The sequence below is a fragment of the Bradyrhizobium sp. IC4060 genome (genome assembly GCF_020193715.1).
Lineage (GTDB): Bacteria > Pseudomonadota > Alphaproteobacteria > Rhizobiales > Xanthobacteraceae > Bradyrhizobium > Bradyrhizobium yuanmingense.
In genome coordinates this window covers 204,572-219,917 of the sequence record NZ_JADYVJ010000003.1, presented here as the reverse complement: position 1 = coordinate 219,917, position 15,346 = coordinate 204,572, and the positions used below count along the sequence as shown (strand labels likewise).

At 62.3% G+C, this 15,346-nt stretch carries 8 protein-coding genes, 1 tRNA gene and 1 pseudogene; 5 read left to right on the top strand and 5 right to left on the bottom strand.

The genetic code is table 11. The features are described from left to right. Positions 1-23: 23 nt before the first annotated feature. From fliF to I6F16_RS12805, 4 genes are all read right to left on the bottom strand, one after another. Positions 24-1,634: a flagellar basal-body MS-ring/collar protein FliF gene (gene fliF / locus I6F16_RS12820; RefSeq protein WP_225173805.1), complete on the bottom strand. Its 1,611-nt coding sequence runs from the start codon at positions 1,632-1,634 to the stop codon at positions 24-26. Between the two features lie 178 nt (positions 1,635-1,812). Next, positions 1,813-2,088 (bottom strand): DUF1153 domain-containing protein, encoded by a 276-nt coding sequence (locus I6F16_RS12815; RefSeq protein WP_002714638.1) that lies wholly within the window; start codon positions 2,086-2,088, stop codon positions 1,813-1,815. 385 nt (positions 2,089-2,473) lie between these two features. Then, a complete protein-coding gene (locus tag I6F16_RS12810) occupies positions 2,474-3,178 on the bottom strand; it encodes a flagellar hook capping FlgD N-terminal domain-containing protein (RefSeq protein WP_225114782.1) in 705 nt (234 codons plus the stop codon). A 13-nt stretch (positions 3,179-3,191) separates the two neighbouring features. After that, positions 3,192-4,769, bottom strand: coding sequence for a flagellar hook-length control protein FliK (locus I6F16_RS12805; RefSeq protein ID WP_345960981.1), 1,578 nt, complete (start codon positions 4,767-4,769; stop codon positions 3,192-3,194). A 372-nt stretch (positions 4,770-5,141) separates the two neighbouring features. On the opposite strand from I6F16_RS12805, the gene mnmA reads away from it, so the two are divergent. From mnmA to I6F16_RS12785, 4 genes are all read left to right on the top strand, one after another. Then, entirely contained in the window at positions 5,142-6,323 is a 1,182-nt protein-coding gene (mnmA, locus tag I6F16_RS12800; RefSeq protein ID WP_225114780.1) for a tRNA 2-thiouridine(34) synthase MnmA, read from the top strand. Between the two features lie 80 nt (positions 6,324-6,403). After that, positions 6,404-7,042: a methyltransferase domain-containing protein gene (locus tag I6F16_RS12795; protein WP_225114779.1), complete on the top strand. Its 639-nt coding sequence runs from the start codon at positions 6,404-6,406 to the stop codon at positions 7,040-7,042. 46 nt (positions 7,043-7,088) lie between these two features. Then, positions 7,089-7,442, top strand: a complete 354-nt coding sequence (locus I6F16_RS12790) for a hypothetical protein (RefSeq protein ID WP_225173804.1) — start codon at positions 7,089-7,091, stop codon at positions 7,440-7,442. Between the two features lie 246 nt (positions 7,443-7,688). After that, positions 7,689-7,765: transfer RNA gene (locus tag I6F16_RS12785), tRNA-Met, on the top strand. Here I6F16_RS12785 and I6F16_RS12780 read toward each other — a convergent pair. Then, positions 7,722-9,377, bottom strand: coding sequence for a recombinase family protein (locus I6F16_RS12780; protein ID WP_225157507.1), 1,656 nt, complete (start codon positions 9,375-9,377; stop codon positions 7,722-7,724). The two genes, I6F16_RS12785 and I6F16_RS12780, sit on opposite strands and share 44 nt — an antisense overlap. 5,771 nt (positions 9,378-15,148) lie before the next feature. Between I6F16_RS12780 and I6F16_RS12775 the strand changes: the two are divergent. Continuing rightward, positions 15,149-15,330 (top strand): annotated as a pseudogene (locus tag I6F16_RS12775) (aspartate 1-decarboxylase); the annotation flags it as partial. Positions 15,331-15,346: the final 16 nt, after the last annotated feature.

The following is a 15,346-nucleotide window of genomic DNA, read 5'->3' as shown; positions in this document are numbered from 1 at the left end:
CTTCTTGATGCACTTGGCGTTGGTTATTTCGTCGGCTCAGTCAGCCACTGGCGGATGATTGCGACGGTTTCGTTGGGATTGCGTTCGGCGAGCTCGCCGACGCGGTGAACGGACTGGGCGTGGACCTGGCCCTGAATGGTGGCGACGTCGATGGCGCTGGTGCCGCCGCTCGGCAGCAGCGGCTGGCCGGCCGGCGCGGCCTCTTCCGAGGCGGCTGGGCCCGTCAGCACGCCGGAGATGGCGGCGGCGACCTCGTCGGAGGCGAGAATGCGCTTGACCAGCGGGCGGATCACCAGGAACAGCACGACGAGGCCGAGCAGCATCATCACGCCGAGCTCGACGAAGTACATGACGTCGTCCTTGGTGAACTGCAGCATGCCGAGAAAGCCGCCAGGCTCGCCGACCGGGGCGGTGGAGGGCGCGTCGGCGAAGCGCAGATTGACGACCTCGACCTGGTCGCCGCGCTTCTGGTCGAAGCCGATTGCCGAGCGCACCAGCGTGGCGATGCGGTCGAGCTGCTCCTTGGTGCGGTCCTGGTAGGCCAGCTCGCCCTTGTCGTTCTTGCTGTAGATGCCGTCGACCAGCACCGCGACCGAGATGCGGTTGACCCGGCCGGCCTCGGTCACCTCGGTCTTGGTGGTGCGGGAGATCTCGTAATTGTTGGTCTCTTCGGTCTTCTTGCTCTGGTCCTTGGGCGCGACGCCGTTGTTCTGCTGGTTGCCGGGCAGCTCGTTGTTGACGGTGACCTGGCCGTTGTTGTCGGCGGTCATGCTCTGCTCTTCGCGGGTCTGGCTCGAGCGCAACACGCGGCCTTCGGGGTCGAACTTGTCCGAGGTCTGGGTGACCTTGTTGAAGTCGAAATCGGCGGAGAGCTGCACGCGGGCGCGACCCGAGCCGACCACGGAGGAGACGATGTCCTCGACCTGCTTGCGCATCCGCTTCTCGAAGGCGATGCGGCGTTCCTCGCCGATCGCCTGCTCCGGATCGGTCTGGGCGCCGTCGGCGAGCAGCTGGCCGGCCTCGTCGACGATCGAGACCCGCTGCGGCTTCAGGCCGTTGACGGCGGAGGCGACGAGGTGGCGGATGGCGCGGATCTGCTGGGCTTCCAGCGCGCCGCGGACGCGCACCACGATCGAGGCCGACGGCTCCGGCGCTTCGCGGGCGAATAGCGGCCGCTCGGGCAGCACCAGATGGACGCGGGCGGCCTGGATGCGGTCGATGGCGCGGATGGTACGGGCGAGCTCGCCCTCGAGCGCGCGCAGATGATTGATGTTCTGGACGAAGGAGGTGGTGCCGAGCGCGTCCGACTTGTCGAACACCTCGTAGCCGACGCCGCCGCCCTTGGGCAGGCCGCCCTCGGCGAGCTTCATCCGCAGCCGCGTAACCTTGTCCTTGGGCACCATGATGATGGAGCCCTCATTGCGGATCTCGAACTGGATGCCCTGGCGTTCCAGGTCCTTGATGATGCTGGAGGAGTCTTCGACTGACAGGTCCGTGAACAGCGTCGTCATCTGCGGCGTGGTGACACGCATGATGACGAAGGCAAAGAAGCCGATGAGCGCGGCGGTGACCGCGATCATCGCCCCGAACCGGGCGGCACCGATACTTTTTAAGAAGTCCGCAAGACCTTGCAAGCAACCGCCCCGACCAATCCGACCCGCAACCGAGCGGTCGACTGGGCAATTATTGCCTAGGTGATGGTTTCGATATGGTTAACGAAGGTTAAGAGGTCGGACAAAAGTGCATCATGAAAAAAATCGGCCTCGCAAAGCGAGGCCGATTTTCGTCAAAGACCGCAGAATTCCGGATCGCCTACTGGCGATATTGCTGGATGCGGGTGGTGCGAAGACCCGCCAGACCGTGCTGGTCGATGGAAAACTGCCAGGAGAGGAATTCGTCGACCGTCAGGGTATAACGGCTGCAGGCCTCCTCCAGGGAGAGAAGTCCGCCACGGACAGCGGCGACGACTTCGGCCTTGCGGCGGATGACCCAGCGTTTGGTGCCGGGTGCAGGCAGATCCGCGATCGTCAACGGACTGCCGTCCGGCCCGATGACGTATTTTACCCTCGGGCGATGGGGTTCTGTCATGGCGTACTCACAAACTCTCAACCACTGAACTCACGCCGTAACCGTAACCCCCGCGGCTTAAAAATCCGCTAAGCCTAAGGGTTCAGTACAATTCTCGTTGAATCTTGCGGGAACGCGGCCGACTCGGCGGGCGAAAGACGCAATCTCGGCCGGCTGAGCGGGGCAGAAGGTAAATACTTTACTAACGAACGAGGGTCGGAGCGCGGTGCCGCGGAGGCCCAACCGTCGTCCCGGGGCGCGCGTAGCGCGAGCCCGGGACCCATAACCCCAGGGAGCAGTTTGACGACGACTCGGGGTTACGACCTAATGCGAAAACGACTTCCTGGGGTTATGGATCCCCGCCTTCGCGGGGATGACATCTCGTATGTGGTTCGCTTGCCCGCCCTCAATAGCTCGTCGCAATGATGCTCTTGACCTGGCTCAGCGTGTAGCTGGCGCCGTCGATGGTGAGCAGCGGCGGCGACTGGGTCAGATCGACCGACGACACCACGCCCTGCACCTGCGCGGCGATGCCGACATTGTTGTTCGCGACGTCCTTGCCCGTGGCCGAGATCGTGTACTTGCCGTCGGGCCATTGCGTGCCGTCATTACCCATCCCGTTCCAGGTGAAGGGAATGTCGTTGCCGGCGGCCGCGGTATATTTACCGTTGAACACGGTCTGGCCGCTCGAATTGGCGATGGAGATCTCGACGGTGGAGTCGGTCGGCACGTTGAGATGCCAGACAGCCGTCGAGTTGGTCATCGTCGCGGTCGAGCCGTCGACCAGCGCGGTCTTGCCGACGAAGCCCAGCGCCTGGGTCGCCTGCGTGGTCTGCTGCAGGGTGACGAGCTGAGCCAGCGATTCGTTGGTCTTGAGCTGCTGCTCGACGCCGGCGAACTGCACCAGCTGCTGGGTGAACTGGTTGGTGTCGAGCGGATCGAGCGGGTTCTGGTTCTGCAGCTGCGTCGTCAGCAGGGTCAGGAAGGTCTGGAAATTGCCGGCGAGCGTCGACCCCGTGGTCGAGCTCATCGACGAATTCGACGAGGATTTCGGCAGGTCGGTCGTCCCGGAGACGACCGGGGGCGAAGTGGCGGCATTCGTGGTGGTCATTGCCAGATACTCCTCACACTCTGATGTCGACGCCGCTGCTCGATCCGAGCATGCGGCCATAGCCGCGCCCGATGGGCGCCGTGGAAACGCTGTCGTCCTCGCTGATGATCAGGCGGCGGGCATTGCCACCATTGTCGTTGTTCTGGCCCGAGTGCTGGCCCGATGAATTCTGGTCGCGCAGGCTGAAGGACAGGCCGTTGCTGCCGGTCTTGAAGCCGGCATCGTCGAGCGCACGCTGCAATTGCGGCGCGTCCTGACGCAGCATCTGCAGCGTCTCCGGCTTCTCGACGGTGAGATGCGAGGTGACGTTGCCGGCGCGGTCGACGTTGATGCGCACGTCGATGCGGCCGAGCTCGGCCGGATCGAGGCTGATGTCGAACCGCGACTTGCCGGACCGAATGGCGGCTGCGATCTCGATCGGGATGCCGCTGATCGGCACCGCCGTAGTGTGGGTCGCCGCGGTCGCGGTGAGCGTCGCGGTTGATGCTGTCGCGGCCGAGGTCGCATTCGTCAGCGGCGCCTGCACGGTAGAAGCGGCCTGCGCGCTGGTATCCGTCGGAGCGATCGTGGCTTGCGGGCCGGCATGCGCCGGCGCGGCCGACGTGCCCTGGGCCTGATCGGCGGCGCGGTCGGCGGGACCCGCCTTGGCGTCGGTCGCGACGTGATCGGCCTGCGGCTTCAAGCCTTGCGCATGGGCGGCGTTGGCGGCCGGTGCCTGCGCAGCGACGTTCGCCTTGCCGGTGTCCTGGCCGATATCGGAGATGTCGGTCTGGGCTTGCGCCGTGGCGGCCTCTTTGAACGCGGTCTTGGGCGTGCCCTGGTTGACCGCGGCGATCAGTCCGCCACCAGCTTTTGCATCGGTCGAGGCGGTCTCGGTCGTGCCGGCGGCGGCCTCGCCGAGCGTCGTCGTGGTCTCGGCATCGACCTCGGCGCCTGCGGCCTTGGCGCTCGCCGTGGCGGTATCGGTCTTGGTGCCGGCGATCTGGGCCGCGATGGAGGCGCTGGCGGCAAGACCTGCCGCGGCGATCGCGAGCGGCGGGGCTGCGGCATCGCCAGCCTGGTTCGCAGCTGCATTCGGGTCGACCGGGACGACCGGCGCGGCAACGATGATGCCGGGGTCGGGCAGGGCGGTCTGCGTCGTCGCGAACGGCGCGGCGGCAGCCGCCTCGACGGCGGCGGTGAGGACCTCGGTGCCATCAGTCGCGTCGCTCTCGGGCTCGTCGGATTTGTCGGCCGATTTGGCCTCCGCCGTCTCGGACTTGTCCTTGACCTTGCCGGCGTCCTTGGCCGGATCGCTGGACGCCTCGCCCCTGTCATTCTCCGCCGGCGCAGACGCCTCGGTGTCGTCGCTCGCCTTGCTCTGCGAAGCCTGGTCTGTGGACGAGGTGTCGCGCGACGGCCGCTCGGCCGCCGGAGAGGACGAGGTCTGCTCGCTCCGGCGCGGCGGGCTGTCCTGCGCCGGCGCGTTGTTGCCGCTGGCCTGCGTGTTGCTATCGACCAGCGAGCCGAAAGCCTCGCTCGCGGGCGTGTCCTTCGGGGCTTGCGACCGGGCAGGCTTCTGCTGCGCGCTCTGGATTTGCACGCGTGCCACGACATCTGACATCCGACCGACCACAGGCAACCCCTTGCAAGCAACTTCGCATCAAGAGGGAGCAAGGAGCGGGCCAGCGCCCCGAACCGAATATTTCACTAATACAATCAACGTTTTAGCGATGTGGGTGCATTGCCGGGCCGCGGGCTCCGACCCCGCCATTTCTGCCGCCCCGGCAAGAATTGCCCTAAGCGGGGGGCTCGCGTGATTGCTTCACCGGAATGCCGCCTATATTAAAGAGGCTACTCTCAGCCGCTTTCGACTTGGGCAGTCGTGCTCTTCGGGAACCAAGGTTCCGGGGGATCGCCGCCGTCCCCCGAGAAAGCAAATCGCGGATTCGCGCGTCGCCGCCGTCACAACGCTCTAGGGCCCATGCTCAACAGTCTGGATCTCGAAGGCCGTCCCGAGGACACCAGGGTCGTCGTTGCCATGTCGGGCGGCGTCGATTCCTCGACGACGGCTGCGCTCTTGAAGGCTGAGGGCTACGACGTCGTCGGCATCACGCTGCAGCTCTACGACCATGGCGCGGCCACCCACCGCAAGGGCGCCTGCTGCGCCGGCCAGGATATCCACGACGCCCGCGACGTCGCGGCCAAGCTCGGCATTCCCCATTACGTGCTTGACTACGAGGACCGCTTCCGCGAGTCCGTCATCGACAATTTCGCCGATTCTTATGCCCTTGGTGAAACGCCGGTGCCCTGCATCGAGTGCAACCGCAGCGTCAAATTCCGCGACCTCTTGAAGACCGCCCGCGAGCTCGGCGCGAAGGCGCTCGCCACCGGCCATTACGTCGCCTCGCGCCGCCGGAGCGACGGCTCGCGCGCGCTGGTCTGCGCCGCCGACGCCGACCGCGACCAGAGCTATTTCCTGTTCGCGACCACGCAGGAACAGCTCGACTTCCTGCGCTTTCCGCTCGGCGACATGACCAAGCCCGAGACGCGCGAGCTCGCGCGCCGCTTTGGCCTTGCGGTCGCCGACAAGCACGACAGCCAGGACATCTGCTTCGTGCCGACCGGCCGCTACACCGACATCATCACGCGCCTGCGCCCCAATGCGATGGACCCCGGCGACATCGTCGATCTCGAGGGCCGCGTGCTCGGCCGGCACAACGGCATCGCCAATTTCACCGTCGGCCAGCGCCGCGGCCTCGGCATCGCAGCCCATGCGCCGCTGTTCGTGGTGCGGCTGGACGCGGCGACCCGCCGCGTCGTGGTCGGCCCGCGCGATGCGCTGAAGATGCACCGCATCGCACTTCGCGACGTCAACTGGATCGGCGACGGCGACATCGACCGCGCCATCGGAAGCGGCCTCGAAATGTTCGTGCGCGTGCGCTCGACCCGCAGCCCCCAACCGGCATGGCTGCGCGGCAGCAACGGCCGTTACGAGGTCGAGCTCGTCGCCGGCGAGGAGGGCGTCTCGCCGGGACAGGCCTGCGTGTTCTACGACGCAGCGAGCGGCCAGGCCCGCGTGCTCGGCGGCGGCTTCATCCAGAGCGCCGCGGCCAAGGTCGGCACGGGCACATCGCGCCCGCTCGCGGAAGCCGTGCGCGGCTGAGGGAATGACGACATCAAGCACAACTCATTGGGCTGGGTTCACCTCTCCTGTTGTGGAGAGGTGAAGTAAGGGCAGGGGGCATGGCAGCAGACATCTCGCGGGCCGGGGTCGAGAAGGCCTATGGCCGCTGGGCGCCGGTCTATGATCTCGTGTTCGGCAAGGTGTTCGACGCCGGCCGGCAGTCGACCATCGCGGAGGCCGACCGCATCGGCGGCCGTGTCCTCGACGTCGGCGTCGGCACCGGTCTTTCGCTCTCCGAATACGCGCGCACCACGAAGGTCTGCGGCGTCGACATCTCCGAGCCGATGCTGCGCAAGGCGCAGGCGCGTGTGCGGAGCTTACGTCTCTCCAATGTCGAAGTGCTCTCGGTGATGGATGCGAAGAACCTCGCCTTCCCCGATGATTTCTTCGACGCGGTGGTGGCGCAATATGTCATCACCGCCGTTCCCGATCCCGAAGGCACGCTCGACGAGTTCATGCGCGTGCTCAAGTCAGGCGGCGAGCTGATCCTGGTCAACCACATCGGTGCGGAGGCCGGCCCTCGCAAGCTGTTCGAGCTCGCTTTCGCGCCCATCGCCCGCCGCCTCGGCTGGCGCCCGGAATTCCCGTGGGCGCGCCTCGAGGGCTGGGCCGCAAGGCACGGCGGCGTCGCGCTCACCGAGCGCCGTCCCATGCCGCCGATGGGCCACTTCTCGCTGATCCGCTACCGCAAATCGTGATTGCCACCTGCGGGAACAGGGGGCCTCGCGCGCGCGTTTCCTTCCCATGCGCACGACAAACCTCATTCTTGCGGGCCTCCTGATCGCCGCCTCTGCACCGGCGATCGCGCAGGCCCCGCCCGCCCCGGCGACGCCGCCGCAAGCGACCGCGCCGCCATCCCCGCAACGCGCCGCCGGATGTGCCCCATCCGATCGGCTGGCCACGACGCCGGACGGCACCACCACCGGCCAGTCCCGGGAACCGCTCGGCGACAAGCTGGCCAAGACGGACGGCGTGCTCTGCCCGCCCGCGGGCGTCGATCCCGAGATGCACGCCCCGGCCCCCAGCACCGACAGCAACACCCCGGTGATCCCGCCCCCCGGCAGCCCCGGCGGCGACCCCAATGTAAGGCCGAAGTAAGGGACGCTTCCCTTCGCCTCTCCCCGCCGGGGAGAGGCCGGAATCCGCGCGACGCGCGGATTCCGGGTGAGGGGGACCATCCGCGAGTTCGGCGCCGTAAAAACTCGCAAATTCTGGTGAGAAATCGGGCCGAAGCGGACTTGTCGCGACGAAGCTTTAGCGAAGGCGGATTGACTTACCCCCGCCCCCTTCCTTATATGCCGCGCGTTCGCGAGATCGGCCTCAAGTCGCCGCCGCGATCCCTGTGGCGGGGTAGCTCAGCTGGTTAGAGCACGGGAATCATAATCCTGGGGTCGGGGGTTCGAGTCCCTCCCCCGCTACCACCTTTCCCCACACTCCTTTGACTTGATTTGGATAGGCCTTTTCGCCAAGCAGGGCGTTTAGTCGGCCTGCTATCTCGACGGCTAAACCACCTGGGCGTTCCGGTTCGCGGAACACGGTGACCGTCTCGACCAAGTCTCTAATGGCTTCTGCGGCCTCTCCGTCGCCCGCACTGACACCTTTACCCAGTGCTTCTTCAAGCCGACCGAGTTGCTCCTCATATCGTTTGAGGATGGCCGGATGCAGCGCAATTTCGATCGGAGCGGGTGGTTCGCTTTGCAACTCCTCAGATATCCGCTTTCGTTCGGCATCTAAGGCAGTCGATCGCGGCCCGAGCACGGACGGATCGCCATGTCCCTTCGCGATCGCATCCACCAGTCGTTCGATTTCTCGACTCAACTGCCCTAGCTGCTGCTCAAGGCGGTGCCGCTTTGCCTGTGATGTAGCTAGGAGGCGCTTCCGCTCCTCCAGATACGTTCGTACGTATTCCGAAAAAACCTTCGGTGCACGCAGCTCGGCCCTGAGCCCGCTGAGGACTGCACTTTCGACCGCATCTAAATAAAAGGTCTTGGCATCAGAACATGTGCCGCTCTCTTTCGCCGCAGAGCAGCGAATACGAATGCGGCCTGACTTGTCGCGTCCATTAGTTGCCATACCCGAACCGCATGAGCCGCACCGGAGCAGTCCGGATAGCATCCGACGAGGCCGACGTTGGTGGCTGGGGTGGATGTGACCGCGCTCTTCCTTGCGTTGCTGAGCAGCCGTGAATAGCTCTGGATTGACAATTGCAAGATGCGGCACTTCAGCCACCTGCCAGTCACTCTTCGGATTTGGTCGTGACAGGCGTTTTCCCGAGTCGGGGTCCTTCACCATCCTGACTTTGTTCCAGACAAGGCGCCCCACATAAAGTTCGTTTAGCAGAATGCCGGCGCCCCTCTCATGATTGCCATTGATTGTTGACGCATTCCAGCCTCGCCCCCGCGGAGGTGATACCCCCTCGTTATTGAGATCATGCGCGATTTCCCGAGGCGTACGACCATCCACGTATTCCTGAAAGATGCGCCGGATCACTTGTGCCTCGGCCTCGACAACCACTCGTTCACCACTTCTTCCAGGTACCGCTGCGTATCCGTACGTCAGGCCCCCGCCAGCCAAACCTTGCTTAACCCGCCCCGCTTGGCCGCGACGCACTTTGTGCGCATTGTCCTCGCGATAAAGTTGTCCGACCAAGCCGCGAAGGCCCACCAGCACGGTGTTAGCGACGCCCTCGTGGACCGCCCGGATCTCGATCCCGAGAAATGACAGCCGCTTATGAATGCCAGCCAGATCTTCCATGTCGCGAGAGAGGCGATCGAGCGCTTCGACGATCACCACGTCAAAGGATCTCTCCCGCGCTTGGTCCAACATCTGTAGAAGGCCTTCGCGGCCCATGACAGACCCGCCCGAACGAGCCCGATCTTCATGGGTACTGACAACAATTAATCCTTCGCGCTCGGCATAGCTCTGACAAAGTGAAAGCTGATCCTCAATCGATCGCTCGTTCTGGAGATCGGTTGAGAATCGAGCATAGATCGTCGCTCTTTTCCCCGCTTCGCTCGATGAGCTGTCTTTCATGATCTTCCCTCGCGGCCACACGGGCAAGTACTCGCGCGAGGCGTAAGATCGCCTTGTCTGGTTTCGCCTGCAAGGAAAATTTGAGATCGGCTTCCCGCACGATCGAACCTCTAGGCAATCGCGCAGCTCAACGAGGTGCACGCACCTACGCTGGCGTCAGTCGACAAGACGACGTGGGGGGAACTGATCATCTCGAGCATCCTGCTCGGATGATGACTAAGTGCAACGGCCGCTATGAACTCGTCGTGCAATCGGATGCCTAGGCGAAGAAAAAGACAGGAGCGAACGGCTTTGCGTGAATGGAATTGATACTGCTGGGAAGCGCGCAACCTCTCCATCTAGCGAATACCGAAGTGGAAACTCCGGGCCTCGCCAAAGGACTCTATTCCAGCTGTCGAATTCGCCACCAGTTCGGCCTGATTGGAGCCCTTAGCTAGACCCTGAGCGAGGAGGCGGTGGATGGTTCAACCGTCCATAGGCAGGTCTACCCAGCGAGCGGAAATGGCCTTCGCCGTTCTCGCAACCATCAGACAGACTGCTATGGCTCGACTATGGCCTGGATATTGCGTCTTTTGACGAAATCGATGCCCCTTCGCTGGCGCACGACCCTCGTGCGCATGTTGCTGCGACTCCTGATGGCTAACGTCGTGTGACGGGGAGCCTACCCATCAAATCTGGCAGGTGCCATGTGGAACCGGTTTCGAAGATCCATTTAGAAAGACTCTCATACGGCATTGGCGCAACCGCAATAAGCATATGGCCAGGTACGATCGTCTGCCGAATTTTGTCTCAGATGAAGGACGCGTACGTAGCGAATTCTGCGAAATGCCTTCAGGTTCTGACATTTCAATATTCCCGTGAGATGGCCGGTGTTTTCACGCGCGCTCCAATGATGCGGGAGTCGGGAATCAGATGCGTGGCTACGGTGCACAAGCCAGAAGCTCATAATTGCCCCCTCGCGATAAGCGGCTTCAGGATCGGGCGCGGGGGCAGGAGTGCACGGCACAACGCTTCAGTTTCTCCCTTGTAAGACAGCTCAACCTACCAAATCTGGCAGGTGCCTTGCGGGACGTCTCGACGATAAAGGCAGGGCGCCCCGGGGCAGCCGCCCCAAGGGTGCGAGGCGGCAGCGTTGCAGTACCGCGACGCTGGCGAGCGAAGTTAGTGGCGCATGTGATAGGGACAGCGCTTTCCAAGGGCCTCTCCGACGAGCGCCGAGTCACACGTCATTTAACTCCGCTGGCAGCGCGGAGTTGGTAGTTTCAGAGCTTTGAACAGCGCGGAGGCCCGGCCCGCGCTGCCTCCCCTCTAGTTCTAGACCTTCTGGGCCTCGGAATACTTCGACACACTAACGGGTGAGCCATGCCCGATCCTGCTCGTCGATTGCTGTCAGCCAGAACCTTGAGATGCTTTCGCGATCTGCTGCATAAGCGGACGGACACGTTCCTTGGCAAGCGTCAGCATGAGTCGAGGCGGCTGCCCATGCCGAGCGCCGCTGAGATCGCTTTTGTCACCATGGACGGTTTCTCTGATCTCGATCAGCGACGTCTTTTGCGCCCTCTTAGATCCGATAGGTCATAGCTTCCTTGACCTCGCTTAAGCTGCAGAGGAGGCCGAATGCTGGTGCCGCCAAACGCCGCCCATTGCGGTTCGGCAGGCGACGGATCTTCTGCCGCGCGTACGAGATATCGCAGATGAGTCGAGATTTTTGGCGAGAGCGAAGAGGCAAACGCGCAAATCAGATAGTCTACCTGAGCATTGCGCAGCTACAAGGTCCTTTCCGATCGTCCTCGCCGAACAGATCATGGCAGGCCGCTCGACGAGGGCGGCAGCACTTCTCTTCCGCGCGTATTTTCGCAGCCGATCCCGCACATTCGCACTTTCCAATGTTGCGAGTTGTTCCGCCGTGTCTCGGCGAAGCAAAATGGTGGCATGCCGTTGACGAACCGGCAGACGCGAATTTCAAAGCTATGCTGAGCACAGATAACATCAACGCTGATGGCGTCGCAGCCTCACAGGTTGAGGCCGCGCGAATTCTCGGGATCCATCGAAGGATCCTGCGGGAATTCGGAGCCACGCGCTGACTGTACGCAAAGAGGCGCGACTGCATTGCGGCACGCATAGCCGCCATGGCGTTGCTCGTGTGGCTTCATTTTTGGGAACGGGAACCCGTTTGGTCGCTCGCGAGAGAAGGAATTGACCGATGCTTAGTGAAAGAAAGCATGCAGACGCTTGCGCCTCTCTATAAAAATCAAAGGCTCTGCCTGACATCGAGCTGTTCGCCGCGAACTTCATCGCGCAACTGCGCTCCATAAATAGCAGGAAGCCTGCCGAAGACGCTAGCCCGAGGGACAAACGCCTCGAAGCCAAGGCTCGCCGCCGCAAGCCGTGGTGGCCACACCTTGGTCTCTCGTAAAGCAAGGGGCGCGTAGGGGCGCTGGGCAACGAGAAGCTCGCCAGAATGGCGAACAGCGCCGGGAGCTATATCGGCCCGACAAAGGCCACGGTGTAGTGAGGGAGCTCCAGTGCTTGTACGCAGAGACGCTCTGGATAACGCGTTACGGAGCGGCCGATACCGCCGAACCCGGCGCGAAGCGTGCTGCCTTCATGCAAGGTGGTTCAACGTGGTGTGCTTGCCCATTTGCGCCGCCGTGCTGTGCATGACTACCAATGCTGGTAGGTCACCCGAGGCCGCTCTCTCGCTAAAGTCATTGTACCCTGAGGCGGCGGGCCTCACGGGAAAGCCGGGTGGGTTAGCCTTGTGATCCGCGAGGCTGACTAGCGTTCCGGCGAAGCGGATGCGGCAGATAGCGCATTTATCCACCTCCCCGGTGGACATCGGCGCCGAGTCGCATCCGCGCTGCTTTCTCTCGAACTCGCTAATTGCGTCTAGTTTTCGCGCCTTACTGGGAGATAGGCTGATCGAGCTCATTAAGCATTTTGACAGATCGGAACCCAATCGTCCTCCCCACGCGAACCCAGCGTGGAGCACGAGCCGGTAAGCGGCGCGACGTATTCAAATTCGAGAGCAACTGATGCGCAATCCGAATGGCCAATCCTGCATGGTCGAAGAGGCCACGAGCCAGGGGGCGTGAGGTCATACGGCCGATCAGTCATCAAACGTGCAGTGGATTGGCTGAGTGTCAATCCGGCGCGTAGTCCCAATGCGGGTGCCGCTGATCGCAAGCGCGCCGAATGACTGTTATCTGAGGCGTAAACGGCGATATCGCTGCCAACGGCAAGCGGCCCGCCCACATGGGTCGCCTTTCGTTCTGTAAATTGTGCAGGTCTGTCAGCTTTCGGTAAGCCAGCCCCGATAAAGAATCGTTGGGTTTAACGGGGGTGTGGCAGGGACAGCGCATGAGCTGAAGGACCACCATGTGCCGAGTCACGCTTCCGTTAAGCTCATTGCATTGCGGATGCGGCAGGATAGTGCCTCATGATGCCCCCCGGCGCCGAGCCGCGCCCGCAATGCTTCCAACTCGCGGGTTAGTTCTCCTTCTGCCGATTTTGCTCGTTCTGCAAGCAATCAGCTTCTTGCGCCGCTTGAAGCTCAGTTTGGAGCAGTTAGCTGGGTGGCAGCGAAAGCGCTGCCCCTATCTATGCATGGGGGAAAAGCGCTGATTCAAGTTCTGCTAAGTTCAACTGGCAGTGCGGGCGGGGTAGGGACAGCGTCTGCTCCAGCGCAACCAAGCGGCGCCGAGTCGCGCCCGCACTGCTTCCGATCAATCTTCGCCAACACTCAGGAAGGGAAAGGAGATTGCCTGGCTGAATCCGGTCCGCTGTTGTCTTGATGCAATTGTGTCCGCCATGTGTGGCGACGACGATGCCGACAGCGTCGTCGATTCTTCAATGCGGTGCTCCCTGTCGCGGCTTTCAAGGTCTAGGATAATCTTCTCAATGGACTGATTCTATCGCGCTTCGTCTGGACTTGCTCTGCCAACATTCCTTGCGCCTGTCATGTGCGTTGGCCCGTCATTGTGTTTTATGCACGGTTTTCTAGGAGCGCCCACGTGTCTGGTCATGCTGGTGTCTCCAATTGCTTCAAGCAAAGACCCAGCTTAGAGAGTCGCCGATGAGATGGGACCGACCTATTTTGATAGGTGCCGTTCGTTACTTCTCGAAGATATGACTAGGTCGCCCTTGGGAATTTGAGCCTCATGGGAGCAAAGGTGGCCAGCCCCAGTCTTTGTGACCGGGTTGGCCACCAGCGCTTGCGACACCATGCCCATAGGGCAGCTACAGGGCAAAAATGCACATGTTCGAGCGGCATATCACGTCCCTGCGGTCGCAAGCGCTTGCGGTGCTTGTAGCCAATCAGGTCCGTGCCGCCGATCAGTCTCTGGGACTATCCGATCGCAAGCTCGCCACATTGAACATGGATGAAGTTCAGGCAATGCTAGCCATACTCGATTGCATAAAACCCGACCTGCGGCCGAAGGAAGCACGGCAGATCGCTGCGCGCATACGCGCGCTTTTAGAGGGGGCGCATGGGTGTCAGCCGGTTCGGGTAGCATGTCTGTGAGACCACTAGTGTGAGCTTTCGGTAAGCTGTCCAGCCTCTCGTGAACGAGGAAGCTGAAGTTGGCGAAGCTTTAGCCCGCTCGTGGAGGATCGATAGGCACCCATAAGGACGCGGCTCTGACGCCGAAAGATCGGGAAGCCATGGTGACGAGCGTGATCATAGTGGCCTCACAAAGGCCAACCCGCGCTGCAATTCAATATTTCGGCTAAAACCGTCGCCAAGTGGGTCAAGCGTTCCGCAAGGACAGGCGTCGATGGAGCGTGATCGCTCTACAAGGCTCTTTCAACGCCAAGCCAAACTCTGCCTGCCACATGCGCCGAACTCGGAGTGCCACGGCCGCGCCACGCCGATTGCGCAGCTTGACCCGGCCGAGCCGGTGCGGCGCTATGAACGTGAACGTCCGGGTGAGCTGACACATCGCTATCGACAAAGCTGGGCAAGTCCAACCGTGTAGACCATCGATCGATGGTGGCCGGACTCGAAAGAGCAGCCTGCGGGTACGCGGCGAAGAACCTGGCCGGGATTATGTCGACGTCTGAATCGAGGATGCCTCCCGAAATACCTTCAGCAAAGAGATGAAGAGCGAGCGGCAGGGCTGCGCCGCGGCCCTCCTCAAGGCGGGGACGCCACAAGCGTCGGCGTCAAGGTCAGCAGGTCATGACCGACAACGGACCCTGCTACGAACCTCTGCTTCCCGCAAAGCATGCGAACGCCTCGGCCTCGAGCAAATCGGCACCGAGCTCTATGTTTTTCGGAAGGAATGCAAGCGGGGCGCAGGGGCTATTTCGCGATCGAGATCTGGTGCTGCGCTGGCTTGGAAACACGATCTTTGTCACGCCGCAGTATTGCGTCACCTCGGCGGACCTCAAGGAATTCTACACTGTACATCGTCGATCCAGCCGATGAGCTGCTCTAGAGCAGACCGGATCGGTCGCCGACGGCGGCAGCCGGTCGGCGAATCGGCGGAAGCCGACCCTCGCCCGCGTAACCAACAGACAACCCAAGAAAGTCTCCCGGCGATGATGGCGCAATCAAAAGGATTTTCATCCATCCGAGGGCCATTTTTGAGCCGTCGATTTCTTTTTCTCTTCCGCAAGTTGACAATTTTCTTCCGCGCTCCGTAGGAAGTACCGTGTGTGCGGAAGGCTGAACGTTCTTCAAATGAGAACAGTATACGCTGCGAAGCGTGTGACGGAGGCAATCTTCATTACCTCGGTTCCATCACCCCTCGATCCACCCCTATCTCGCAGCGGCCCTTCCGCCAATGAAGTTCGTGAACATCCGGAACAAGAACTCCGGGATGCGGATGTCGACCTATGTCATTCTCAGCGCAGGCGCTCGCGTTGCTGTGCTCTCAACGGCGCTGTTGCGCGGATCTGCCAATCCCGTGACCAACTCATTGTTTGCTGTTTGTCCTTCTTGGATGAGCACAAAGAAGAGGTTC